The 22,462-nt window shown below is 69.9% G+C and carries 20 protein-coding genes; 14 read left to right on the top strand and 6 right to left on the bottom strand.

What is annotated here, in order from left to right; all coding sequences use genetic code 11:
- The first annotated feature begins 3 nt into the window (after positions 1–3).
- Positions 4–1,224, top strand: a complete 1,221-nt coding sequence (gene nhaA / locus H570_RS0111945; protein ID WP_051176349.1) for a Na+/H+ antiporter NhaA — start codon at positions 4–6, stop codon at positions 1,222–1,224.
- Between the two features lies 1 nt (position 1,225).
- On the top strand, positions 1,226–2,080 hold the full coding sequence (locus H570_RS17435; RefSeq protein WP_036136055.1) for an NAD-dependent epimerase/dehydratase family protein: 855 nt from the start codon (positions 1,226–1,228) through the stop codon (positions 2,078–2,080).
- A 152-nt stretch (positions 2,081–2,232) separates the two neighbouring features.
- On the opposite strand, the gene H570_RS0111935 is transcribed toward H570_RS17435, so the two are convergent.
- The 4 genes from H570_RS0111935 to H570_RS0111920 all read right to left on the bottom strand — a co-directional run bounded on the left by H570_RS0111935 (position 2,233) and on the right by H570_RS0111920 (position 6,501).
- Positions 2,233–3,147 carry a DMT family transporter gene (locus tag H570_RS0111935; protein ID WP_027080938.1) on the bottom strand — a complete coding sequence of 305 codons (915 nt, stop codon included), beginning with the start codon at positions 3,145–3,147 and terminating at the stop codon, positions 2,233–2,235.
- Between the two features lie 12 nt (positions 3,148–3,159).
- Complete coding sequence (locus H570_RS0111930) at positions 3,160–3,657, bottom strand: Mpo1 family 2-hydroxy fatty acid dioxygenase (RefSeq protein ID WP_027080937.1); 498 nt, start codon at positions 3,655–3,657, stop codon at positions 3,160–3,162.
- A gap of 133 nt (positions 3,658–3,790) precedes the next feature.
- Positions 3,791–5,590: a peptidoglycan-binding protein gene (locus H570_RS17430; RefSeq protein ID WP_084500240.1), complete on the bottom strand. Its 1,800-nt coding sequence runs from the start codon at positions 5,588–5,590 to the stop codon at positions 3,791–3,793.
- Positions 5,591–5,727: 137 nt separating this feature from the next.
- Positions 5,728–6,501, bottom strand: a complete 774-nt coding sequence (locus tag H570_RS0111920; protein ID WP_027080936.1) for a hypothetical protein — start codon at positions 6,499–6,501, stop codon at positions 5,728–5,730.
- Here H570_RS0111920 and H570_RS19160 point away from each other — a divergent pair.
- Positions 6,500–6,805 (top strand): hypothetical protein, encoded by a 306-nt coding sequence (locus H570_RS19160; RefSeq protein WP_169447777.1) that lies wholly within the window; start codon positions 6,500–6,502, stop codon positions 6,803–6,805. The genes H570_RS0111920 and H570_RS19160 overlap by 2 nt on opposite strands.
- 168 nt (positions 6,806–6,973) lie before the next feature.
- Here H570_RS19160 and H570_RS0111915 read toward each other — a convergent pair whose 3' ends face one another.
- On the bottom strand, positions 6,974–7,882 hold the full coding sequence (locus H570_RS0111915) for a phosphoribosylaminoimidazolesuccinocarboxamide synthase (RefSeq protein ID WP_027080935.1): 909 nt from the start codon (positions 7,880–7,882) through the stop codon (positions 6,974–6,976).
- 262 nt (positions 7,883–8,144) lie between these two features.
- Here H570_RS0111915 and H570_RS0111910 point away from each other — a divergent pair, with 262 nt between their 5' ends.
- The 4 genes from H570_RS0111910 to trpE all read left to right on the top strand — a co-directional run bounded on the left by H570_RS0111910 (position 8,145) and on the right by trpE (position 11,969).
- The gene (locus tag H570_RS0111910; RefSeq protein ID WP_027080934.1) at positions 8,145–8,471 is read left to right on the top strand and encodes a J domain-containing protein; all 327 of its coding nucleotides are present in this window, start codon (positions 8,145–8,147) and stop codon (positions 8,469–8,471) included.
- Between the two features lie 25 nt (positions 8,472–8,496).
- Positions 8,497–9,168, top strand: coding sequence for a ribulose-phosphate 3-epimerase (rpe, locus tag H570_RS0111905; RefSeq protein ID WP_027080933.1), 672 nt, complete (start codon positions 8,497–8,499; stop codon positions 9,166–9,168).
- Positions 9,169–9,383: 215 nt separating this feature from the next.
- Complete coding sequence (yegS, locus tag H570_RS0111900; RefSeq protein WP_027080932.1) at positions 9,384–10,319, top strand: lipid kinase YegS; 936 nt, start codon at positions 9,384–9,386, stop codon at positions 10,317–10,319.
- 210 nt (positions 10,320–10,529) lie between these two features.
- Positions 10,530–11,969 carry an anthranilate synthase component I gene (gene trpE / locus H570_RS0111895; RefSeq protein WP_425411569.1) on the top strand — a complete coding sequence of 480 codons (1,440 nt, stop codon included), beginning with the start codon at positions 10,530–10,532 and terminating at the stop codon, positions 11,967–11,969.
- Between the two features lie 125 nt (positions 11,970–12,094).
- Here trpE and H570_RS0111890 read toward each other — a convergent pair whose 3' ends face one another.
- On the bottom strand, positions 12,095–12,361 hold the full coding sequence (locus H570_RS0111890; protein ID WP_027080930.1) for a DUF2249 domain-containing protein: 267 nt from the start codon (positions 12,359–12,361) through the stop codon (positions 12,095–12,097).
- A gap of 152 nt (positions 12,362–12,513) precedes the next feature.
- Here H570_RS0111890 and H570_RS0111885 point away from each other — a divergent pair, with 152 nt between their 5' ends.
- The 7 genes from H570_RS0111885 (at position 12,514) to H570_RS0111855 (ending at position 22,428) form a co-directional block, all read left to right on the top strand.
- The gene (locus H570_RS0111885) at positions 12,514–13,092 is read left to right on the top strand and encodes an anthranilate synthase component II (protein ID WP_027080929.1); all 579 of its coding nucleotides are present in this window, start codon (positions 12,514–12,516) and stop codon (positions 13,090–13,092) included.
- A gap of 254 nt (positions 13,093–13,346) precedes the next feature.
- A complete protein-coding gene (gene trpD, locus H570_RS0111880; protein ID WP_027080928.1) occupies positions 13,347–14,384 on the top strand; it encodes an anthranilate phosphoribosyltransferase in 1,038 nt (345 codons plus the stop codon).
- A gap of 260 nt (positions 14,385–14,644) precedes the next feature.
- The gene (locus H570_RS0111875; RefSeq protein ID WP_027080927.1) at positions 14,645–15,487 is read left to right on the top strand and encodes a cyanophycinase; all 843 of its coding nucleotides are present in this window, start codon (positions 14,645–14,647) and stop codon (positions 15,485–15,487) included.
- A 19-nt stretch (positions 15,488–15,506) separates the two neighbouring features.
- Positions 15,507–18,296 (top strand): cyanophycin synthetase, encoded by a 2,790-nt coding sequence (gene cphA / locus H570_RS0111870; protein WP_027080926.1) that lies wholly within the window; start codon positions 15,507–15,509, stop codon positions 18,294–18,296.
- A gap of 240 nt (positions 18,297–18,536) precedes the next feature.
- Entirely contained in the window at positions 18,537–20,879 is a 2,343-nt protein-coding gene (locus H570_RS18290; RefSeq protein ID WP_245559593.1) for a DUF559 domain-containing protein, read from the top strand.
- A complete protein-coding gene (gene trpC / locus H570_RS0111860) occupies positions 20,876–21,694 on the top strand; it encodes an indole-3-glycerol phosphate synthase TrpC (protein WP_027080925.1) in 819 nt (272 codons plus the stop codon). Before H570_RS18290 ends, trpC begins: the two co-directional genes overlap by 4 nt.
- The gene (locus tag H570_RS0111855) at positions 21,691–22,428 is read left to right on the top strand and encodes a haloacid dehalogenase-like hydrolase (RefSeq protein ID WP_036136052.1); all 738 of its coding nucleotides are present in this window, start codon (positions 21,691–21,693) and stop codon (positions 22,426–22,428) included. Before trpC ends, H570_RS0111855 begins: the two co-directional genes overlap by 4 nt.
- Positions 22,429–22,462: the final 34 nt, after the last annotated feature.

Here is a 22,462-nt window from a genome sequence, read left to right as displayed (position 1 = left end):
CGGATGGGGCTTGGCACGTTCCGCGTTGGAGCACTGCAGCGACTGACCGACTTCTTCCGGCTGGAGGCGGCCAGCGGCATCGTGCTGATCGCCGCGGCGCTGGTCGCACTGGCCTGCGCCAACACGCCGCTGCACGATCTGTACCAGGGCTTGCGCGAGTTGCCCGTGCAAGTGCGCATCGGCGCGGCCGGGATCGACAAGCCGCTGCTGCTGTGGATCAACGACGGGCTGATGGCGCTGTTCTTCCTGGTGGTCGCGCTGGAGATCAAGCGCGAGACCCTGAGCGGACAGTTGTCGAGCCGCGACCAGCTGGTGCTGCCGCTGGTGTGCGCGGCGGCCGGCGTGATCGTGCCGGCGCTGATCTTCTGGTGGTCGAACCGGGGCGACGCCACCGCGCTGCGCGGCTGGGCGATCCCGACCGCCACCGACATCGCCTTCGCGCTGGGGATCCTCGCACTGCTCGGCTCGCGGGTGCCGCTGGGGATGAAGCTGCTGCTGTCGACGATCGCGGTGGTCGACGACCTGATCGCGATCGTGATCATCGCGGTGTTCTACACCGAGGGCGTGTCGTTCACGGCATTGGGCTGGGCCGCGGCCGCCATTGCGGCGATGGCGATCCTCAACCGGCGCGGCGTCACCGCGCTGGCGCCGTACCTGCTGCTCGGCGTGGTGCTGTGGACGTGCGTGCTGAAATCGGGCGTGCACGCGACCCTGGCCGGAGTGGTGACCGGCCTGATGATCCCGCACGTCAACCGCCACAACGAGCTTGACGACGCAACCGAGCACTCGCCGCTAGAGACGCTCGAGCACGCGCTGCATCCCTGGGTGGCCTACGGCATCCTGCCGCTGTTCGCATTCGCCAACGCCGGCCTGGCACTCGGCGGCCTGGGCATGGACGAGCTGCTGTCGCCGCTGCCGCTGGGCATCGCGCTGGGCCTGTTGCTGGGCAAGCCGGTGGGCATCGTTTCGGCGGCGGTATTGATGCGCGTGGCGGGGTTCGCGCGCTATCCGCGCGGCATGGATTTCAAGGCGATGCTCGGGCTCGGCCTGCTGTGCGGGATCGGCTTCACCATGAGCCTGTTCATCGGATCGCTGGCATTCGCGCAGGACGCGTTGCGCTACACCGAGGGCGTGATCGGCGTGCTGGTGGCGTCGACGCTGTCGGCGGTGCTGGGCTACGCCTGGCTGCGGGTGGTGCTCAAGCCGCGCCCGACGGCGGGCTGAGATGCGCGACGCACTGGTCTTCGGCGGGAGCGGGCAGATCGGCCACCGGCTGCTGGTGCGACTGCATCGTCGCGGCTGGCAAGCGCATGCCGTGTCGCGCCGCGCGCAGCCGAAGATGCCCGGCGTGGAATGGCTGCGTGGCGACCTGGATGGGTTCGAAGGCGCGCCCATGCGCGTCGATGCCGTTTTCAGCTGCGGGCCGCTGGACCGGTTCGCGCGCTGGTATGCGCAGTCGACCATCCCCTGCACGCGGGTGGTCGCGTTCGGTTCGACCAGCGTCGACGTGAAGCGCGACTCCGCCGATGCCGGAGAGCGCGACGTGGCTGCGAGGCTGCGCGCGGGCGAGGCGGGCGTGCTGGCGGCCGCCGCAGTGCGCGGCGCGGCCGCGACCCTGCTGCGCCCGACCCTGGTCTATGGCGCCGGCGGCGACCGTACCCTGACCCGCATCGCCGCCCTTGCCAGCCGCTGGCACCGCTTCGCGCTGCCGCGCGATGCGGTCGGGCTGCGCCAGCCGGTGCACGTCGAGGATCTCGCGCAGGCTGCGTTCGCAGTGCTCGATGCGCCGGCGACGCATGGCCTGGCCTATGCCCTGCCCGGCGGCGAGACGCTGCCCTACCGCGAAATGGTGGCGCGCGTGCTGGCAACGTTACAGCCACCGGCAAGACTGCACCTGCTGCCACCGGCCGCGTTCCGTGCGTTGCTGTCGCTGGCGCAAACCGCCGGCGTGGCGCGCGATTTCGGCGACGCCGCGCTCGCGCGAATGCGCCAGGACCTGGTGTTCGACATCGAACCCGCGCGCCGGGACTTCGGCTACGCGCCGCGTGCGTTCCAGCCGGCGGTGGGAACGTTCGGCTAAGGGAGGCCTGAGTACCGGCGTCACCTCCGCGCAGGGGGAATCCAGGGACTTGGGGTCCTTGAGGAACAGGGCCGTGGATAACCAGGAGTTCGTCTGTCGAAGGACCGGCCTGCGCGGGAATGAAGAGCAAAGGCGAAATGCCCGGGGCTTTCCTAGACAGGTTCGGGCGACGGCGCCGGGCGCTGGCGCGTCAACGCGCGCAGGGCGATCACCAGCACGCCGCCCAGCACCATCGCCCCGCCGATCCACAGCGCCGGGCCGGGACGATCGCCCCAGAACACGATGCCCAGCAGCACCGCCATCACCGGGGACAGCAGCATGTACGGCGTGACCTGCGCGACCGGGTGGCGCTGCACCAGCACGTAGAACAGGCCGTAGCCGAACAGCGACGACACCAGCGCCGAGTACGCCACGCCGCTCCACGCCACCCAGCTGGCCGCGCGCATCGCGGCCATCGCGTCGGGTTCGAACAGCGCGCTGGCCAGCAGCAGCGGCGCGACGCCGATCACCGCCGTCCAGCCCTGCGCATTGAGCGCGCCCACGCCCTGCAGCCGCCGCATCGCGATGGTGCCCAGCGCGATGGCGCACGCCGAGGCCAGCATCAGCACCAGCGCCAGCGGCGCCTGCAGCACGGCCGGATCGAAGCCGAGCACCAGCACGCCGGCGAAGCTCAATGCGATCCCGCCGCCGGTGCGCCAGCCGAAGCGTTCGCCGAGCAGCCACCAGGCCAGCAGCGCCGCGATCGGCACGTAGCACTGCTGCGCGATCACCGGCGCCGACAGGCCGGCGGAGAGCTTCAGCGACGCCATGCTCAGGCCGAAGTTGAGCGCGCCGTTGAACGCGCCCAGCGCCAGCAGCGCACGCCACTGCCCGCGCGCCGGCAAGCGGATCCACGGCGCCACCGCCACCGCGAGCAGCGCCAGCCGCAGCCCGGCGAACAGCAGCGGCGGCAGTTCGCGCAGGGCGAAGGCGGCGAACAGGAAACTGCCGGCCCAGGCCAGGCAGACGACCAGCGCCAGCGCGAGGTCGCGCGGGCCGAGTCCGCGCGCCGCCGCCGTCTCACCCACCGGGTTGGCGGCCTAGTACTTCCAGCCGAACTTGCGGTACAGCTTGGCCAGCACCCACGCCGGACCGATCAGCAGGTAGCGCAGGTCGGTGAAGAAGCTCGGCTTGCGGCCCTCGAACAGCTTGCTGTGGCCGACGAACTGCGCGATCCAGGCGACCACGAACACCGCGATGGCGGCGTACAGCAGGGTCCCCACGCCGTAGGTTCCGTGCATCCATCGCGTGAGCCACGCCATCGCGACGAACACCAGCAGCATGCCGAAGCCGAGCGGGCGCGAGGCGCGCCAGTAGAACATCCACGCCGCGAACATCGCCAGTGCCGCCCACAGGCCGGCCGTGAACAAGGTGATCGGTACCGGGATGCACCACAGCAGCGCGATCACGCTCCACAGGATTGCCGGGACCGCGAACACGTGGATCCACTGGTTGGCGTCGTTGCGGTGGTCGCCGGAATAGCTGGCGAACCAGCGGTCGATCGGGCGTTCGCCGGTGGCAGGACTCGAGGCGCTCATGTTTCCTCCGGAGCCGTGGTGTCGTCGGCTGCAGTTTCGCACGTTGCCACTGCGTTTGCGGGGCGGCGCGTGGCTGCTGCCGATCCACCCGACATGGAGCCGGCGCCCCGGGGCCAGTCCACCGGCAATGGCGTCAGTGGCCGGGCATCAACGGCTGCCGCGAGGGCGTTTCCTGCGATGCGTGCGTTGCGCGCAGTCGTGCGTCGACCTGTTCCATGGCGGGTACCGGTTGGGCCAGGTCGAGCCTTGCGCGGAATCCAGGGGTGGTGCCGAGCAGGAACGCCGAATCGCCCTGCACGGTGACGCTGTGCAACTTGCCGGCGCTGTCGATGCCGTTCTGCTTGGCCAGCAGGGTTGCCTGGGCGACCATCACGTCCGTGAAGTGGGCGGGCAATCCGCCGCGGATCGCCTTGAACAGCGGATTGTCGGGGTGCGTTGAGTGGGTGACGCCGACAAGGCCCGCATCGGCCGTAACCGACGCGCGTTGCCGTGCCAGGCTGCCGAGGGTCTCGCGACCTGCCACCCCATCGACCTGCAGGCCGTGGGCGCGCTGGTAGGCCAGGACTGCCTCGCGGGTGCGCTCGCCGAAGGCGCCGTCCTCGCGGAGCGCCCGCCCGCGGGTGTCGCGAACCCCCAGCCGGTTGAGCTCGCGCTGCAGGCCGAGCACGTCGTCGCCATGCTCGCCGCGTCGCAGCAGCCGGTCGGAGATCGTTGCGCCGGGCCGCGGCGCGCGGGATGGATCCAGCTGCGCGTGCTGGCCGTCCTGCAGCAGCGGGCGGGCGCGGGCAAGCGGATCGGTTGCATACAGCTGCACGCCACGGGCGAGCTTGTGCTCGAGGTACTTGTCGAGCGGGCTGAGTTCCACGCCTTCGCCGCCGCGCGACTGGCTGATCATCAACGCGCCGGTGCCGGGATCGCGCACGACCATGGTGATGTGGTCGATGCCCTTGTAGCGGCCGCGGTCCCAGCTTCTGGCGCCGTTGTCCTCGCCGATGATCATGCCTTCGCGCAGCACGGCGGCGGTGATGTCGCGGCCCTCGATCATCGTGCCCGAGCGCGCCCGGGCCTTCTCCACGATCATCGCCGCGCCGTCGTAGCCGAGGCTGAACATGTCTTTGGTGCCGAAGACATCGCGGCCGGCCTTGGCATTGATCTCGGCCATGGTGGCGTTCTGCAGCGTCGCGACCCAGCCCGAGCAGTCGACCACGCCGCGCTCCGGATGCTTGCCCCCCATCCTGTACCGGACATCGTCGTACTTGACGCTCAGCGCATACCCGGCCTGCAGCACGATGTCGTGCGGCTGCGGCTGCGGCTGCGGCTGCGGCTGTGGCGTCGACTGGTCCGGCTGCGTTGCCTGCGCGACCGGTTCGATGCCCTTCTCCGGGATGCGGACGCGGTCGAACTTCACCTCCCAGTAGTGGGCGAAGGTGGTGGCCATGTCGCGGTCCGACATCCGCGAGAACTCGGCGTACCGTTGCCCGGTGACCGCCTCCAGGTCGCGCGCGCTGACGTTGTTGAGGATGTTCGCGCGGGTGTCGTCGCGGCCGAACTGGCCGGTCGCGATCGCGGTCTGGATCGAACGGTAGCCCGCGCCGCCCTGCTGGTGGGCGATGTACATGTCCAGGCCGTCGGGTTCCGGCTTGCCGGACAGGTAGGGACGGCCGTCGCGCTCGTGGCGGTTGACCAGCGCCTGGCGGTTGTCCAGGTACAGGCGCGCCGCGGCGTCGGTGTTCGCCACCGGGTCCAGCTCGCGGCCGCGGATGCCATAGGCGCCGGCGGTCGAGGGGACGAACTGGAACAGGCCCTTCGCGCCACGCGGTCCGCGCGACGCCTGTTCGTCGAACGTGCCGCCGGTCTCGATGTAGGCGAACCGCATGAAGTCGTCGCGTGGGATCCCGCGCTCGTTCGCCTCGCGCTCGATGATGTCGAGCACTTCCGTCTTGCTGTAATCGCGTGCCATCGGTTCATTCCCTTGGATTGAGGTGCGTCGGGTTGAGGGACGGCATTGCTGCCGTGCGTGGTCAACCGGGCCCGTCCTTGGGCCTTCCTTGATCGGTCAACCGATCTGGCTTACTGCGGCTGGTACTGTTTCCGGGCGGCGTCGTAGCGATAGTCGAGGGCTTCGCCGTCGAGCGTGCGGAGCTTGCCGTCGTTGCCGATGCTGGCGCCGTGCATCGCGACGCGGATCAGCGGCAGGTCGTTGCCGTCGTCGGCAACGAATTCGAGCGTGCCGGTGCTCCTGGCGCATGGCAGGGGGCCTGCGTCGTCATCGCAGGCCGCGCTGTTGTCTTCGCCGGCGCCGATGTTGCCCAGGTACGTCCAGTGCGTGTCGTCGACCTGCTGCAGCTCGCCGGGGTTGAACACGAGCACATCGAAGGACGCCAGCCGCGTTCCGGATTCGAGCGACCAGGTCGGAACCGCCAGCAGCCGCTTGCCGCCGGGGGTGGTGTAGCTGTGCGGCTTGCGAGTCTCATCGACGGAATTGGCTTTCTCGTAGCCGCCGAATTCGCCGACATGGCGCTCGGCACCCTCGAACACCCAGGGCTTCGCGGCATCCGCGGGAGCGAACACGTAGGTCGCCTGCGCGATCGTGACCTTTGCGTCCGGCCCCGGATACTGCGTTTCGTCCGGATTCCCGTATTTGGCGGGCGTCTGGTAGGCAAAGCCGGTGAAGTACCGCTTGCCCCCCAATTCGAACGGGTAGCCATACCAGTAGTGTGCCCAGCTGCCGTTCTCCACCTCGTACGCCAGGGCGCCATCGCCGTCCTTCTGGAAGATGAAGTACAGCACGCTGTCGGGCGCCGGCGGCGTGATCGCGGGCGTGGTGTGCAGGTCGTCGGGCATGCTCGGAACATCCTGTCGTGTCGAAGGCGCGGGCGCGCCGGCCGTTCGCGATGGCGCGGCCGTGTCGTTTGGCGGTGTGGTGGCACTCGAAGCGTCGGGCGCGCCGGCGGTGCAGGCGCCGACGAGGAAGAGCGTCAATGCCAGGAGTGCGAACTTTCCATGGGTCATGCCTGCTGTCCTTGTCCGGCTGGAGATGGACACCGGCCCGGTGCGCTTATCCGCGCAGCCCTGGAGCATCGGTGTCGTACAGGCGGCGGGGCTGGTCCATGCCCTGCGGAAAGATGCGCCTGCCGGGGCATCTTAGGCTGGCGCCGCCGGGCCAACAATCGGTTGCGCGTGCCAGCGAGGGGATTCGTGTCACGTTTCGCGACATCGATCGCGACAACGGACGCGTCCGGCAGTCGTGGCCGTGCGTCGACAATCGCCGCGCGGGTTGCCCCAGGCGGTGCGGACGGGTCCGGCAGCAGCAGGGTCAGTCGATCGAGATGCCCGCCAGCTTCTGCAGCGCCTCGGCGTACTTGGCGCGGGTGCGGTCGATGACCTCGGCCGGCAGCCGCGGCCCTGGCGCGGTCTTGTTCCAGTCCAGCGTTTCCAGGTAGTCGCGCACGAACTGCTTGTCGTAGCTCGGCGGACTGGTGCCGACTTCGTACTCGTCGGCCGGCCAGTAGCGCGACGAGTCGGGCGTGAGCATTTCGTCCATCACGTACAGGCGGCCGTCGGCGTCGGTGCCGAATTCGAACTTGGTGTCGGCCAGGATGATCCCGCGCTGCGCGGCGTGGTCGGCGGCGAACGCGTACAGCCGCAGCGTCGCGTCGCGCACCTGCTCGGCGAGTTCGGCGCCGATGCCGCGGACCATGGTGTCGAAGTCGATGTTCTCGTCGTGGTCGCCGACCGCGGCCTTGGTCGAGGGCGTGAACACCGCCTGCGGCAGTTGCTGGGCCTGGCGCAGGCCGTCGGGCAGGGTGATGCCGCTGACGCGGCCGGTGCGCTGGTAGTCCTTCCAGCCGCTGCCGATCAGGTAGCCGCGCGCGATGGCTTCCACCGGCACCGGCTTGAGCCGGCGGGTGACGACGGAACGCCGTGCGTACAGCGCCGGGTCGACGCCGGCCGGCAATACGGATGCGACATCGATGCCGGTCAGGTGGTTGGCGACGATGTGCGCGGTCTTGTCGAACCAGAAGTTGCTGATCTGGCACAGCATCTCGCCCTTGCCCGGGATCGGGTCGGGCAGCACCACGTCGAAGGCGCTGAGGCGGTCGCTGGCGACCATCAACAGCCTCGGGTCGCCGCCGTCGTCGGGCAGGTCGAACACGTCGCGGACCTTGCCGCGATGGCGCAGGTGGAGGCCGGGGAGGTCCGCTTCAAGCAGGGTCGTTGCCATCGATGATCGTTCGGCAGCCGTCGGACCGGCATTGTAGCGATGCACGGCAGGGCGCGCGTTCGCCGCGCTTCACCCCGTGAAAGAGCGGGCGGGCCGGCGCCTGGCGTGCATCGCGCCACGCGGGCCCTCCGTCAGCCGGGCGCCGTCTCCCGGCGTTCGAAAAAGGCGGAAGCCGAGCGCGCGCAGGCGCCCGTTTCCAACTGAGGCTGCGGACTTCGGCGCGAAACCGCTTGCAGCCCGATGCATGCCCTAGAATTCGCCCATGAATCGCTGGTACGGAAAATTGCTGGGCTTCATCGCGGGCTGGCTGCTGCTGCGCCACCCGGCCGGTGGCCTGATCGGCCTGCTGCTGGGCCACGCGTTCGACGCGGACTGGTTCCGCGGCCCGCGCGAGAATCCCTGGCGCGTGCTCGGCCTGACCGACGAGGCCAGCGACGCCGAGGTCGACCTCGCCTATCGCCGCCTGATCACCCAGTACCACCCCGACAAGCTCAGCGGCGTCGCCGACGAACTGCGCCGCCAGGCCGAGGCCAGGGCGCGCGAGATCAACGCCGCCTACGACCGCATCAAGACCCTGCGCAAGCGCTGAGCGCGCGCATCGACCCGGAGCCGGCATGCAACCCACCGTCATCGCACCCTCGATCCTGTCCGCCGATTTCGCGCGCCTCGGCGAGGAGGTCGACAACGTCCTCAAGGCCGGCGCCGACTGGGTGCATTTCGACGTGATGGACAACCATTACGTGCCCAACCTGACCATCGGCCCGCTGGTCTGCGAAGCGCTGCGCAAGCATGGCGTGGCCGCGCCGATCGACGTGCACCTGATGGTCGAACCGGTCGACCGGATCATTCCCGACTTCGCGAAGGCAGGCGCCACCGACATCAGCTTCCATCCCGAAGCCAGCCGCCACGTGCACCGCACGATCCAGCTGATCAAGTCGGAAGGCTGCCGCGCCGGGCTGGTGCTCAACCCGGCCACGTCGCTGGACGTGCTCGACTACGTGATCGAAGACCTCGACATGGTGCTGCTGATGTCGGTCAACCCCGGCTTCGGCGGACAAAGCTTCATCGACTCCACGCTGCGCAAGATCGAACAGGTGCGCGGGCGCATCGACGCGACGGGCAAGGCGATCCGGCTGGAGGTCGACGGCGGGGTCAAGCCGGACAACATCGCCGCCATCGCGAAAGCCGGCGCTGACACCTTCGTCGCCGGCTCGGCGATCTTCGGCCATGCCGATTACCGCAAGGTGATCATGCAGATGCGCGACGCGGTGTCGTCGGTCCGCTGAGCCCTGGCCGCCGCTGTCGCCTGGCAGCGGCACCGAGTGGGGAAGACCGATACGCACCTGGCATGCCGCTGCCCTGGGAGGAAGGAGGCAATCCCGCCTCCGCCGCCCATCCTTGCCGTGGCCTTCCATGCCCGACACCTGCAGCGGCACGGGCGGTTCACGTGCCGCAGACCCTGCGCTGCTAGCGTGTGCGTCCCGACAGATCCGGCCGCACGATGACGCCACCACGCTGGTGCCTGATCCTCAACGGCAAGTCCGCGGGCGACGACGCCGTGCGCAACGCCGTGGACGTGATGCGCGGACGCGACGTGGTGCTGGACGTGCGTGTGACCTGGGAGGCCGGCGATGCCGATCGCTACGTGGCCGAGGCGATCGGGCGCGGCACCGACGGCGTCATCGCCGCGGGCGGCGACGGCACCCTGAGCGAGGTGGCCGCCGCGCTCGCGCATCGCGACAAAGCCGCCGATGCGCTGCCCGCCCTCGGGCTGCTGCCGCTGGGCACGGCCAATGATTTCGCCACTGCGGCCGGCATCCCCGTGGAGGCGCTTGCCGCGCTGGAACTCGTCCACGGGCAGGCCGCGCGCCCGATCGACCTGCTGCGGCTGCAAGCCAACGGCGCCACGCACTGGGCCGCGAACCTCGCCAGCGGTGGTTTCGGCACCCAGGTCACGGTCGAAACCCACGACGGATTGAAGAAGCTGCTCGGTGGGCTCGCCTACCTGGTCACCGGCATGGCCCGGCTCGGGCGCATCGAGCCGATCGACGCGCGGATGCGCGGACCCGGCTTCGAGTGGCGCGGCGGTTTCATCGCCCTGGGCGTCGGCAACGGACGCCAGGCCGGCGGCGGGCAGGCGCTGTGCCCGGAGGCCGTGATCGACGACGGCCTGCTCGACGTCACCATCGTGCCGGAGCTGTCGGGAGAGATCGGCAGCACCCTGGCGACCCTGCTCAAGGACGGCAGGCACGTGGCGCTCGACCAGGTCGCGGTCCGCGCGCGCCTGCCGTGGCTGGAGATCGAGGCCGATGCGCCGCTGGTGCTCAACCTCGACGGCGAGCCGGTGGAGTCGAACCGTTTCCACATCGAATGCGTGCCCGGCCGCGTGCGCATGCACCTGCCGGCGGACAGCCCGCTGCTGGCGCCGCTGGCATGATGGCGCACGAACCGGCTACAGTGGCGGCCATGGACTTCCGGGCACACCCGCACCGCGTTTCCGCCGACCACGGTTGGCGATGGTGGCTTGCAGCCGCCGTCGACCCCACCCGCCTGTCCGCCGAGGAAACGCCGCGTGACCACGCCCGCATCGCCAGCAACACCACGCCAGCAAGCCGCTGACGCCTGCCGCCCCGGCAAACACACCCGCGTGCCGGTGGTGCGCGAGGTGTTGTCCGACCTCGACACGCCGCTGTCGGTCTACCTCAAGCTCGCCGACGGGCCGCACACCTACCTGTTCGAATCGGTCGAGGGCGGCGAACGCTTCGGCCGCCATTCGATCATCGGCCTGCCGGCGCGGCGCGTGTACGCCTTCCATGGCAACACGCTCACGGTCCGCGAATACGGCGAAGTGGTCGAAACCCGCGAAGTGGCCGATCCGCTGGCCGAGGTCGAACGGCTGCGTTCGATGCATTCGGTACCGCAGGTCGACGGCCTGCCCGGGTTCACCGGCGGACTGGTCGGCTGGTTCGGCTTCGAAAGCATCCAGTACATCGAGCCGCGTTTCGCGGTCACGCATGCGCGCGACGAACTGGGCACGCCCGACATCCTGCTGATGCTCAGCGAGGAAGTCGCGGTGTTCGACAACCTCAAGGGCCGGCTGTACCTGGTCGTGCACGCCGATCCGCACGAGCCGCAGGCGATGGCGCGCGCCAGCCGGCGCCTGGACGAACTGGTGCACCGCCTGCGCCAGGGTGGCGCGGGCTACCCGGAGATGCTGCAGCCGGCGGCGCTGGACGAGGCCGACTTCGTGTCCGGATTCACCCGCGAGGGCTTCATCGCCGCGGTGGAGAAGTGCAAGGCGTACATCCGCGCCGGCGACGTGTTCCAGGTGGTGCCGTCGCAGCGGCTGAGCGTGCCGTTCCATGCGCGTCCGGTCGATGTCTACCGCGCGCTGCGGGCGCTCAATCCCTCGCCGTACATGTACTTCCTCGACGTCGGCGACACCCAGGTGGTGGGCGCGTCGCCGGAGATCCTCGCGCGCCTGCAGTACGACGCTGCGGGACGCGGCACCGTCACCGTACGTCCGCTCGCCGGCACCCGCCCGCGCGGCAGGACGCCGGAGGAAGACGCCGCGCTGGAAGCCGAACTGCTCGCCGACCCCAAGGAGCGCGCCGAGCACCTGATGCTGATCGACCTGGGCCGCAACGACGTCGGCCGCGTCGCCGAGCCGGGCAGCGTGCGGGTCGGCGAGCAGTTCGTGGTCGAGCGCTACAGCCACGTCATGCACATCGTCAGCGAAGTCACCGGCACGCTGCGCGAGGGTCTGGGCTACGTCGACGTGCTGCGCGCCGCGTTTCCCGCCGGCACGGTGAGTGGCGCGCCGAAGATCCGCGCGCTTGAGATCATCCGCGAGCTCGAACCGGTGAAACGCAACGTGTACTCGGGCGCGGTCGGTTACCTGGGCTGGCACGGCGACGCCGACATGGCGATCGCCATCCGCACCGCGGTGATCCAGGGCGGCCGCCTGCACGTGCAGGCCGGCGCCGGCATCGTCCATGACTCGGATCCAGAGAAGGAGTGGGAAGAAACGATGAACAAGGGCCGCGCGCTGTTCCGCGCCGTGGCGCAGGCCGCGGGTGGTCTATGAGTGCCCAGCGTTCGCTCGCCCACGCGCCAGGCATTGGCCGCGCCCCGGGGCTTCTTCGTGCATGCCGCATGGGCGACTGCACGCCGTCGTTGGCATGGGCGCGACGCGTGTGCCGTTGCCTCCGTTCAGGCCTTGACCACGAAATCGATGACGATCGCGCCCGGCTCACGTTGGCGGTAGATGATTTCAAGATGGTCCCCGAAGCGGTTGCGCAGCTGGTCGAGCAGCGGCAGCGGGTCGTGATCGTTGACGAAGCGCATGGCTTCACCCGGCTCAAGCGCACCGAGTGCACCGAAGATGGCCGAGTGGCGGAAGCGGCGTGCGATTCCGCGAGCGTCGAAGGGATGCGGGGTGTAGGCGGAGGCGGTGGATGTCGTGGCAGGGTCGGCCATGGTGGTTTCCCGATAGACGGTGGGATCCCCAGCCTGCGACCCTGCCCGCGCTCTCGCCCTGATCCAGGTCAGGGCACCGCGCGATTGCCATGCCGCCCGTCGGCCCGCATCACGGTTGCCGAAGCGACCGGAAACCGGAGGCAGGCGCCGCCATGCTGCTGATGATCGACAACTATGACAGCTTCACCTTCAACCTCGTGCAGTACCTGCAGGCGCTGGGGGCTGAAGTGAGGGTGGTGCGAAACGATGCGCTGACCGTGGCGCAGGTCGAGGCGCTGCGGCCCGAGCGGATCGTGATTTCGCCGGGGCCGTGCACGCCGAACGAGGCGGGCATCTCGCTGGAAGTGATCGGCGCGCTGGGCGCGCGCGTGCCGGTCCTTGGCGTATGCCTGGGCCACCAGGCGATCGGGCAGGCGTACGGCGGCCGCGTGGTGCGCGCCGGGCAGATCATGCACGGCAAGACGTCGCCGATCCGCCACCGCGGGCAGGGCGTGTTCGCCGGACTGCCGGACGGGTACGAGGCGACGCGCTATCACTCGCTGGTCGTCGAAAAGGCCTCGTTGCCCGATTGCCTGGAAGTGACCGCGTGGACCGAGAACGAGGATGGGTCGGTCGAGGAAATCATGGGCCTGCGCCATCGCGGGCATCCGGTGGAAGGCGTGCAGTTCCATCCCGAGTCGATCCTGACCGAGCATGGGCATGCGCTGCTGAAGAATTTCCTGGAACGGTGAACAGGCCGGCCCCTCATCCCGCGAAGTTGCGAGGCGCTCCATGACATCCCGAAAGGCCGTTCATCCACTGGCTTTGATCCGGCCTTCCATGCATGTCGACGGAAAGTTGCCTAGCTCCAGCATCCATGGAAATCAGCAGAAAGCGCGATAGCCTTTCCCGAATCCCGAATCCCGAATCCCGAATCCCGAATCCCGAATCCCGAATCCCGAATCCCGAATCCCGAATCCCGAATCCCGAATCCCGAATCCCGGCCATGCCCATCACTCCACAAGAAGCCCTGCAGCGCACCATCGAACACCGCGAGATCTTCCACGACGAGATGGTCGACCTGATGCGCCAGGTCATGCGCGGCGAAGTGTCGCCGGTGATGACCGCGGCGATCTTCACCGGCCTGCGTGTGAAGAAGGAGACGATCGACGAGATCGCGGGTGCGGCGAAAGTGCTGCGCGAGTTCGCGCTGCCGGTGCCGGTCGCCGACAAGGCGCGGCTGGTCGATATTGTCGGAACCGGCGGCGATGGCGCGCACACCTTCAACATCTCCACCGCGTCGATCTTCGTGGTCGCGGCCGCTGGCGCGCGCGTGGCCAAGCACGGCAACCGCAGCGTGTCGTCAAAGTCGGGCAGCGCCGACGTGCTCGAATCGCTGGGCGCGGCGATCGAACTGCAGCCGGCGCGGGTGGCGCAGTGCCTCGACGCCTGCGGGATCGGCTTCATGTTCGCGCCGATCCATCATCCGGCGATGAAGGTGGTGGCGCCGGTGCGCAGGGAGATGGGCGTGCGCACGCTGTTCAACATCCTGGGTCCGCTGACCAATCCCGCAGGTGCGCCGAACATCCTGATGGGCGTGTTCCATCCGGACCTGGTCGGCATCCAGGTGCGCGTCCTGCAGGCGCTCGGTGCGCAGCGTGCACTGGTTGTGTGGGGGCGCGATGGCATGGACGAACTCTCGCTGGGCGCGGCGACCCTCGTTGGCGAACTGCGCGACGGCGTGGTGCGCGAGTACGAGCTGCACCCGGAGGACTTCGGCATCGCGATGGCCGCCAGCCGCAACCTGCGGGTCAACGATGCGGCCGGATCGAAGGCGATGCTGCTCGATGCGCTGGGCAACAAGGCCGGGCTGCCGCTCGAGATCGTCGCGCTCAACGCCGGCGCGGCGCTGTACGTGGCCGGCGTGGCGGGCTCGGTTGCCGATGGCATCGTGCGGGCGCGGGAGGTGATCGCATCGGGCGCGGCGATGGCCAGGCTGCGCGAGTTCGTCGAAACCACGCAGCGACTGGCCGCCGTCCAGTAAAGGGCCGGCCCGTGCCCAGGCCCGTGCTTTTGCAGGAACGGCCCATGGCCGCGAGCTTTCAATCTCCCGACCTCCCCAACAAGCTGGCGGCCATGGGCCGCTCAACGCCCGCGAGCTCCCGGCAGGCGCCATTCCGGTGGCGGTCATTTTCGCGAATGATGCTATTTTGACCGCCTGATCCGCCGCCGCCCGCGAGGCCGCGGTGCCAATCCGCAAGCAACAGGTCGCGTGCAGGCGCGGCACAAGGAGCCAGCGCCACAATGTGTCCAAGCAGGGTCGCCGAGGGCGAAGAACGCGGCTGGATCGTCCCGATCGGCGGGGCCGAGGACAAGGAGATGCGGCGCCGCATCCTCAAGCGCTTCGTGCAGCTGTGCGGCGGGCGTGATGCCGACATCGCCATCATCCCCACGGCAAGCCGCCTGCCGGACACCGGCCAGCGCTACGAAGAACTGTTCGACCGGCTCGAGGCCGGGCGCGCCCGCTCGATCGGCTTCGCCAGCCGCGAGGACGGACAGCGCGACGACTACCTTCGCCAGCTCGAGACCGCCACCGGTGTTTTTTTCACCGGCGGCAACCAGCTGCGCATCTCCACCATCATCGGCGGCACGCCCGCGGCCAAGCTGATCCGCGAACGCAACGCACGCGGCGTGCACGTGGGCGGGACCAGCGCAGGCGCCAGCATCCTGAGCGACCACATGATCGCCTTCGGCAAGGAAGGCTCGTCGCCGCGCGCGGGCAGCGTGCGGCTGGCGCCGGGGCTGGGCCTGACCAACCGCTTCATCATCGACCAGCATTTCCGCCAGCGCGACCGCCTCGGCCGCCTGGTCGCCGCGCTGGCCTTCAACCCGTTCCCGATCGGCATCGGCCTGGACGAGGACACTGCCGCGTTCATCCGTCCCGACAACGTGCTGGAAGTGGAGGGCAGCGGCACGATCACCGTGGTCGACGCCGACGGCCTGGAATTCTCGTCCATGGCGGAGGTCGCCCAGGACCAGCCGGTCTGCCTGCTGGGCCTGAAGGTGCACATCCTGGTCGCGGGCGCGACGTTCGACCTCCACACGCGCTGCGCGTCGCCGGGTACATTGGTCGACGACAAGAACTGAAACAAGAAGGGGAGTGCCGATGCGTGTCCTGAACCGTTCCGTCTACGTCGGCCCGTCGCTGTACGCGCACTTCCCCGTCATCCGGCTGGAACTCGACCTGGGCGCGCTGGAAGCCTGGCCGACGGCGAAACTGGGCCCCGCCTTTGTCGACGCACTGCTCGCTGCGCTGCCGGGCCTGGCCGAGCATGGCTGCTCGTATCGCGAGCCGGGGGGGTTCATCCGCCGCATGCGCGAAGGGGAAGGCACATGGCTGGGCCACGTGCTCGAACACGTGGCGATCGAACTGCAGAACGCTGCCGGCGAGGACGTCACCTTCGGCAAGACCCGCAGCGTGTCCGATGGCCGCCCCGGCGTTTACACCGTGGTCTACGAATACGAGCAGAAGGAAATCGGCATCGGCGCCGGCGAACTCGCGCTGCGCCTGCTCGACTCGCTGTTGCCCGAGGACCTGCGCACGCCCGGCAGCCTGCCCGAAGGCTGGGACTGGGAGACCGAGCGCGATGATTTCATCCGCTATGCGCAGCGCCGCGCGCTGGGGCCGTCGACAGCCTCGCTGGTGCGCGCCGCCGAGGAGCGCGACATCCCGTGGCTGCGACTGAACCAGCAGTCGCTGGTGCAATTCGGCCACGGCAAGTACCAGCAGCGCATCCAGGCCACGGTGACCGGCAAGACGCCGCACATCGCGGTCGAACTGGCCAGCGACAAGGAGGAGACCAACAAGATCCTCGCCTCGCTCGGGTTACCGGTGCCGCGGCAGATGCTGGTCACCAGCCAGACCGACGCGCTGAAGGCCGCGCGCAAGCTCGGCGGCTCGGTGGTGCTCAAGCCCTACAACGGCAACCACGGCCGCGGCATCACCATCGACATCAGCGGCGACGACGAGATCCGCGAGGCCTTCAACGCCGCGCGCGAGCATTCGCGCTCGGTGATCGTCGAAACCTTCCAGCCTGGCGACGACCATCGCCTGCTGGTCATCAACGGCGAGCTGGTCGCGGCGACGAAACGCACGCCCGGCCACGTGGTCGGCGACGGCGCCAGCAGCATCGCGCAGCTGGTGGAGATGGTGAACCAGGATCCGCGCCGCGGCGTCGGCCACGAGAAGGTGCTCACCCGGCTGGAACTCGACGCGCCCGCGGCGCTGATGATGGAACGGGCCGGCTACAACGCCGATTCCGTGCCCGCGGCCGGCGAAATCGTCTACCTGCGCTCCACCGCCAACCTGTCCACCGGCGGTACCGCCACCGACGTCACCGACATCATCCACCCCGACAATCGCGACATGGCGGTGCGCGCGGTCCGCGCGATCGGGCTGGATGTGGGTGGCGTCGACTTCATCACGCCCAACATCGCCGAAAGCTACAAGGACATCGGCGGCGCGATCTGCGAGGTCAACGCCGCGCCCGGCTTCCGCATGCACGTCGCGCCCAGCGAAGGCACGCCGCGCGACGCCGCCGGGCCGGTGATCGACATGCTGTTCCCGCCGGGCTCGCCGACACGGGTGCCGATCGCCGCGGTCACCGGCACCAACGGCAAGACCACCACCGCGCGCATGCTCGCGCACATCACCAAGATGGCCGGCTACACGCCGGGCCTGACCACCACCGACGGCGTCTACATCGACGGCCAGCGCACGGTGGAGGGCGACATGACCGGCCCGGTGTCGGCGCGCATGGTGCTGTCCGATCCACAGATCGACATGGCGGTGCTGGAAACCGCGCGCGGCGGCCTGCTGCGCGCCGGCATGGGCGTGCGCCACATCAACGTCGGCGCGGTGCTCAACGTCGCGTCCGACCACCTCGGCCTGAAGGGGATCGACACCCTGGAACAGCTCGCCGAGATCAAGCGCGTGGTGGTGGAGATCGCGCGCGACTGCGCGGTGCTCAACGCCGACGACGCCAACGTGCTGCGCATGTCCGGCTACACCGACGCGAAGACCATCTGCTACGTGACCATGAACCCGTCGCACTCGCTGGTGCGCGAGCACATCCGCGCCGGCGGCCGCGCCTGCGCGCTGGAAGCCGGCGTCAACGGACACATGATCACGCTGTACGACAAGGGCAGCCACATCCCGCTGATGTGGACGCACCTGATCCCGGCCACGCTGGAGGGGCGCGCGCTGCACAACGTGCAGAACGCGATGTTCGCCGCGGCGATGGCGTATTCGCTGGGGATCAAGCTCGACGCGATCCGCCAGGGCCTGCGCACCTTCGACACCACGTTCTTCCAGGCGCCGGGACGGATGAACGTGTTCTCCGAGCACCCGTTCAAGGTGCTGATGGACTACGGCCACAACGCGCACGCGGTCGGGATGATGGCCGACCTGGCGCAGCGGCTCGACGTCACCGGCCGCCGCATCGTGGTGCTGGCCGGGCCCGGCGACCGTCGCGACGAGGACCTGCACGCGATCGCCCGGGCGGTCGCGGGCAAGTTCGACCACTACATCGCCCGCCGCGACGATGCCCTGCGCGGCCGTGCCGGCGACGAGGTGCCGCGGATCATCTCCGAGGCGTTGCAGGGCCTCGGCGTGGCCGCGGACGCGATCTCGATCATCCCCGACGAGCAGCAGGCCGTGGACGCGGCGCTGCGGATGGGCAGGCCGGGCGACCTCATCCTGGTGTTCGCCGACGCGCTGACGCGCTCGTGGAAGCAGATCATCAAGTTCGCGCCCGACGGCGAGATGCCGAAGCCCGCGACGAAGGCCGAACTGCCGTCGCTGGAACAGACGCTGGACGAGCGCGCGGTGGCCGCGATGGGCGGCGTGGTCCGCGAGGAGCGCGGGCTGGTGTTCGAGCGCGAGGAAAGCGACTAGGGCCTGCCAATGCCAAGGGCATTTGCCGCGCCGGGCCTGAGGGTGCGCGCGGCAAGGAAGAGTGAGGGAATGTATGTCAGTACACGACCGAGTGATGACGCCGTCGCGCGCGCCCTCAGGCCCGGCCCTTCGGGTGGTGCCTGAGTGGCGCCCAGGCGCCGCCGCGCGACTTGACCAGACGGCCAGTCTGCCGGGCGTCGCGCAGCACCGCCTGGAGGCGGCTCAGGCACAACGCGACTCATGCCCATGGCATTGGCAGGCCCCGCCGGGATGACGACTGCGTTCGATCCCGCGGCCGAACCGTTCGAGGATTCGCGTCGGCTGACCGGCTGCAATTTCCATTTCGCCGGGACCGGCGCCGTGCTGGAGGCGGCACCCGGCGTGCCGTTCGACGACGCCACGCTGGCCCGCTGGCGCGACAACGTCGCGGCCGCGCGCGCGGCGCTCGGCTGGCCGGAGGGCGAAGTGGCCGTGCGCCGGCATCGCAGCGGCGTGTCGCTCGCCTTCGCCGCGCCGCCGGACCAGCTGTACGCCGCCACCGAAGTCAACGAGTGGGCGTGGTGGAATGCCGTTTCCTTCTCCCCCGGGGAGAAGGTGCCCGAGGGGCCCATGAGGGAAGGGAGTCGGCCAGCCGACGCAAGCCCCCGAAAGAAGCTCCCCTTCGACGACGAAGCCAAGGCCTTCATTCGCAACTTGCGCCGCAACGCCACGGACGCCGAGCACCTCGTCTGGTCGTATGTCAGGAGTCGTCGATTGCACGGACAGAAGTTCCGGCGCCAGCAGGCGATGGGCCCGTACGTGCTGGATTTCTACTGTCACGACCTGAGGCTGGCAATCGAACTCGACGGCGGCCAGCACAACGAGGCAGAACAGGCTGCGCGCGACCAGCGCCGCGATGCGTTCATGGCCGCACGGGGCGTACGGACCCTGCGGTACTGGAACGACGAGGTCATGTCGCGCACGGACGAGGTGCTTGCGGATGTCTGGTCGACGGTGGACGCGCTTGTGGGCGTGGGGTCGGGTGACGCGGCGAGCGGGGACGTCCTTCCCTCATCCGCCCTTCGGGCACCTTCTCCCGGAGGGAGAAGGGGAGAGCAAGAGCCGCGGCTTTACCATACCCCCGGCCACGCGGCAGCTTGGGACATCGAGTCGGCGATGCATACGCTGCAGGCCCTGGCCGCCGCCGAAGCCAACCCCGCGCTGGTCGCGCTGCAGTCCGCCGCCACCGCGCACGGGCTGCCTTGCCTGCCGGACGATGACGAAGTTTCAGTCGGCGCCGGCACGGGCGGTCGCACCTGGGCGATCGGCGCGCTGCCCGATCCGGCCGACGTCGACTGGGCCGCGCTGCACGTCATTCCCACCGCGCTGGTCACCGGTTCCAACGGCAAGACCACCACCGTGCGGCTGGTCGCCGCGATGGCGCGTGCGCACGGCTGGCACACCGCGCACAGCTGCACGGACGGGGTGTTCCTCGACGGCCGGGCGCTGGAGTCGGGCGACTACTCCGGCCCCACCGGCGCGCGCACCGCGCTGCGGCAACCGTCGGCGCAGGCAGCGGTGCTGGAAACCGCGCGCGGCGGCATGCTGCGGCGCGGACTGGCGGTGTGCCACGCCGACGTGGCGGTGGTCACCAACGTCAGCGCCGACCACTTCGGCGAGTACGGCATCCACGACCTCGACGACCTGGCCGCGGCCAAGCTCACCGTCGCCCGCGCGATCGGCGACGACGGACTGCTGGTGCTCAACGGCGACGACGCAACGCTGCGCCGGCAGGCCGAAGCGATCGCGTGCCCGAAAGGCTGGTTTGCGCGCGAGTTCGACGCGCCGCTGGCAGCCGCGCATCGCGCGCGCGGTGGCGCCACCTGCGGCGTGCGCGACGGACGCCTGCGGCTGTCGCTTGCCGGCGTCGAGCACGATCTCGGCGCGATCGATGCCATGCCGCTCACGCTCGGCGGGCGTGCCGGCTACAACGTCGCCAACGCCGCCGGCGCTGCACTCGCGGCCGCCGCGATGGGAATCCCCCCACCGGTGATCGCCGCAACCCTCGCCCGCTTCGGCAGCGGCCACGGCGACAACCCCGGTCGCCTGCAGCGCTGGCGCTTCGGTGCGCTCGAGGTGTACGTCGATTACGCGCACAACCCGGACGGACTGCTGGGCCTGCTGCACGCGGTCGGCGCCGGCCGGCGCGACGGCCGGCTTGCGGTGATCCTCGGGCACGCCGGCAACCGCGAAGACGCCGACCTGCGCGCGGTCGCCGCCACCGCGGCCGGTTTCGCGCCAGAACTGGTGGTGCTCAAGGACATCGGCGGCTATGAACGCGGGCGTGCGTCCGGCGACATCGCGCGGATCATGCGCGCGGCGCTGCGTGACGCGGGCATCGCCGACGCCGCGATCGAAACCAGGCTCGACGAGGTCGAAGCCGCGCGGCGTCCGCTGGAATGGGCGCGCGACGGCGACCTGGTGGTCCTGCCGGTGCACGAACTCGGCGCCCGCGCCAAAGTCGTCGCGTTGCTCGATACACTGCGCGCCTCCGATTGGCGGCCGGGCATGCCGCTGCCGAAGGACCAGGAAGAAGCGGAATGACACAGCCAGCGGGCGCGCGCCCGGACGTGCTGCAGGCGATCCTGCGGCGCAAGCACGAGGAAATCGCGCAACGCGCCGCGCGCCTGCCGCTGCGCGAGCTGTCGGCGCGCGCGGCGGACGCGTCGCCGGCGCGCGGATTCGCCGCCGCACTCGAGGCGAAGATCGCGGCGGGCGGCCCGGCGGTCATCGCCGAGATCAAGAAGGCCAGCCCGTCGAAGGGCGTGATCCGCGCCGACTTCGACCCGGCCGCGATTGCCCGCAGCTACGAAGCCGGCGGTGCGGCCTGCCTGTCGGTGCTGACCGACGTCGACTTCTTCCACGGCGCCGATGCCCACCTGCAGCAGGCGCGCGCGGCCTGCGCGCTGCCGGTGCTGCGCAAGGATTTCATCGTCGATGCCTACCAGGTGGTCGAGGCGCGCGCGCTGGGCGCGGACTGTATCCTGCTGATCGCCGCCGCGCTCGACGACTCGCGCCTGGCCGCGCTGTCGGCGCAGGCGCTGGACCTGGACATGGACGTGCTGGTGGAAGTGCACGACCTGGCCGAACTGGAGCGCGCGCTGCAAGTGCCCGCACCGCTGCTCGGCATCAACAACCGCAACCTGCGCACGTTCGAGGTCTCGCTCGACACCACGCTGGCGCTGAAAGGCGCGGTGCCGGGCGACCGTCGGCTGGTGACCGAAAGCGGCATCCTCGACCCTGGCGACGTGCGCCGGATGCGTGCAGCCGGCGTCGATGCGTTCCTGGTCGGCGAGGCGTTCATGCGCGAAACCGACCCCGGCGCCGCGCTGCGACGCCTGTTCTTCGCGGAGGCATGATCGTGGGTGCGTTCGAGGAAGTCGCGGTGCCGTACCGGCCGCTGGTGGTGTTCGATTTCGACCACACGCTCTACGACGGCGATTCGGGCAGCCACCTGGTGATGTGGCTGCTCCGCCGCCACTGGTGGCGCAAGCTGGCGGCGCTGCTGGCCGCGCCGGTGCTGCTGCCGATGGTGGCGTGGCTGCCGACCCGGCGCCGCGGCATTTCCGGCTTCCTGTGGATCGCCACCTTCGGTACCCGCGGGCGCGCGGCGATGGACGCGCTGATCGACCGCTACGTGGAAGCCAATGCCGACGGCATCCGCGCGCGACTGCTGCCGGCGGCGCTGAAGGTGCTGCACCGCCACCGCGGCGACGGCGATCGCGTGCTGATCGCCACCGGCGCGCCGCCGGAACTGGCGCGCGCGATCCTCGACTTCGTCGCCCACGAAGGCCTGCCGGTGATCGGCAGCCTCGGCAAGCCGTTCCTCGGCGGCTTCATCACCGACCAGCACTGCCACGCGGAGAACAAGATGCGGATGATCTGGGACGCCGGATACGATCGCATCGCAATTGCCTACAGCGACAGCCGCGCCGACCTGCCGCTGCTGCGCGCGGCGAGCGCGCCGGTGGTGGTCAACCCGAAGGCCAGTGCGGTAGCGGAGTTTCGCCGGACATTGCCGCCCGGGACGCCGATCCTCAACTGGGGCTGCGTGGGTCGTGCGGGAGAGCCCGACCCGGGCGATCGCCGCTGAGTCGCCGCGCGCGAGGGCCGGCGGAAGCGGCGTG

It is taken from the genome of Luteimonas mephitis DSM 12574 (assembly GCF_000422305.1).
In the GTDB taxonomy this organism is placed as follows: Bacteria; Pseudomonadota; Gammaproteobacteria; order Xanthomonadales; family Xanthomonadaceae; genus Luteimonas; species Luteimonas mephitis.
The sequence above is the reverse complement of the archived record's forward strand: the minus strand, read 5'-3'. Positions and strand labels throughout refer to the sequence as shown.

Bases quoted from the DNA above. Each gene is read 5' to 3' on its own strand.
- nhaA (WP_051176349.1), top strand. From the start codon at position 4: ATGGGGCTTGGCACGTTCCGCGTTGGAGCACTGCAGCGACTGACCGAC.
- H570_RS17435 (WP_036136055.1), top strand. From the start codon at position 1,226: ATGCGCGACGCACTGGTCTTCGGCGGGAGCGGGCAGATCGGCCACCGG.
- H570_RS0111930 (WP_027080937.1), bottom strand. From the start codon at position 3,657: ATGAGCGCCTCGAGTCCTGCCACCGGCGAACGCCCGATCGACCGCTGG.
- H570_RS19160 (WP_169447777.1), top strand. From the start codon at position 6,500: ATGCTCGGAACATCCTGTCGTGTCGAAGGCGCGGGCGCGCCGGCCGTT.
- H570_RS0111920 (WP_027080936.1), bottom strand. From the start codon at position 6,501: ATGCCCGACGACCTGCACACCACGCCCGCGATCACGCCGCCGGCGCCC.
- H570_RS0111915 (WP_027080935.1), bottom strand. From the start codon at position 7,882: ATGGCAACGACCCTGCTTGAAGCGGACCTCCCCGGCCTCCACCTGCGC.
- H570_RS0111910 (WP_027080934.1), top strand. From the start codon at position 8,145: ATGAATCGCTGGTACGGAAAATTGCTGGGCTTCATCGCGGGCTGGCTG.
- rpe (WP_027080933.1), top strand. From the start codon at position 8,497: ATGCAACCCACCGTCATCGCACCCTCGATCCTGTCCGCCGATTTCGCG.
- yegS (WP_027080932.1), top strand. From the start codon at position 9,384: ATGACGCCACCACGCTGGTGCCTGATCCTCAACGGCAAGTCCGCGGGC.
- H570_RS0111890 (WP_027080930.1), bottom strand. From the start codon at position 12,361: ATGGCCGACCCTGCCACGACATCCACCGCCTCCGCCTACACCCCGCAT.
- H570_RS0111885 (WP_027080929.1), top strand. From the start codon at position 12,514: ATGCTGCTGATGATCGACAACTATGACAGCTTCACCTTCAACCTCGTG.
- trpD (WP_027080928.1), top strand. From the start codon at position 13,347: ATGCCCATCACTCCACAAGAAGCCCTGCAGCGCACCATCGAACACCGC.
- H570_RS0111875 (WP_027080927.1), top strand. From the start codon at position 14,645: ATGTGTCCAAGCAGGGTCGCCGAGGGCGAAGAACGCGGCTGGATCGTC.
- cphA (WP_027080926.1), top strand. From the start codon at position 15,507: ATGCGTGTCCTGAACCGTTCCGTCTACGTCGGCCCGTCGCTGTACGCG.
- H570_RS18290 (WP_245559593.1), top strand. From the start codon at position 18,537: ATGCCCATGGCATTGGCAGGCCCCGCCGGGATGACGACTGCGTTCGAT.
- trpC (WP_027080925.1), top strand. From the start codon at position 20,876: ATGACACAGCCAGCGGGCGCGCGCCCGGACGTGCTGCAGGCGATCCTG.
- H570_RS0111855 (WP_036136052.1), top strand. From the start codon at position 21,691: ATGATCGTGGGTGCGTTCGAGGAAGTCGCGGTGCCGTACCGGCCGCTG.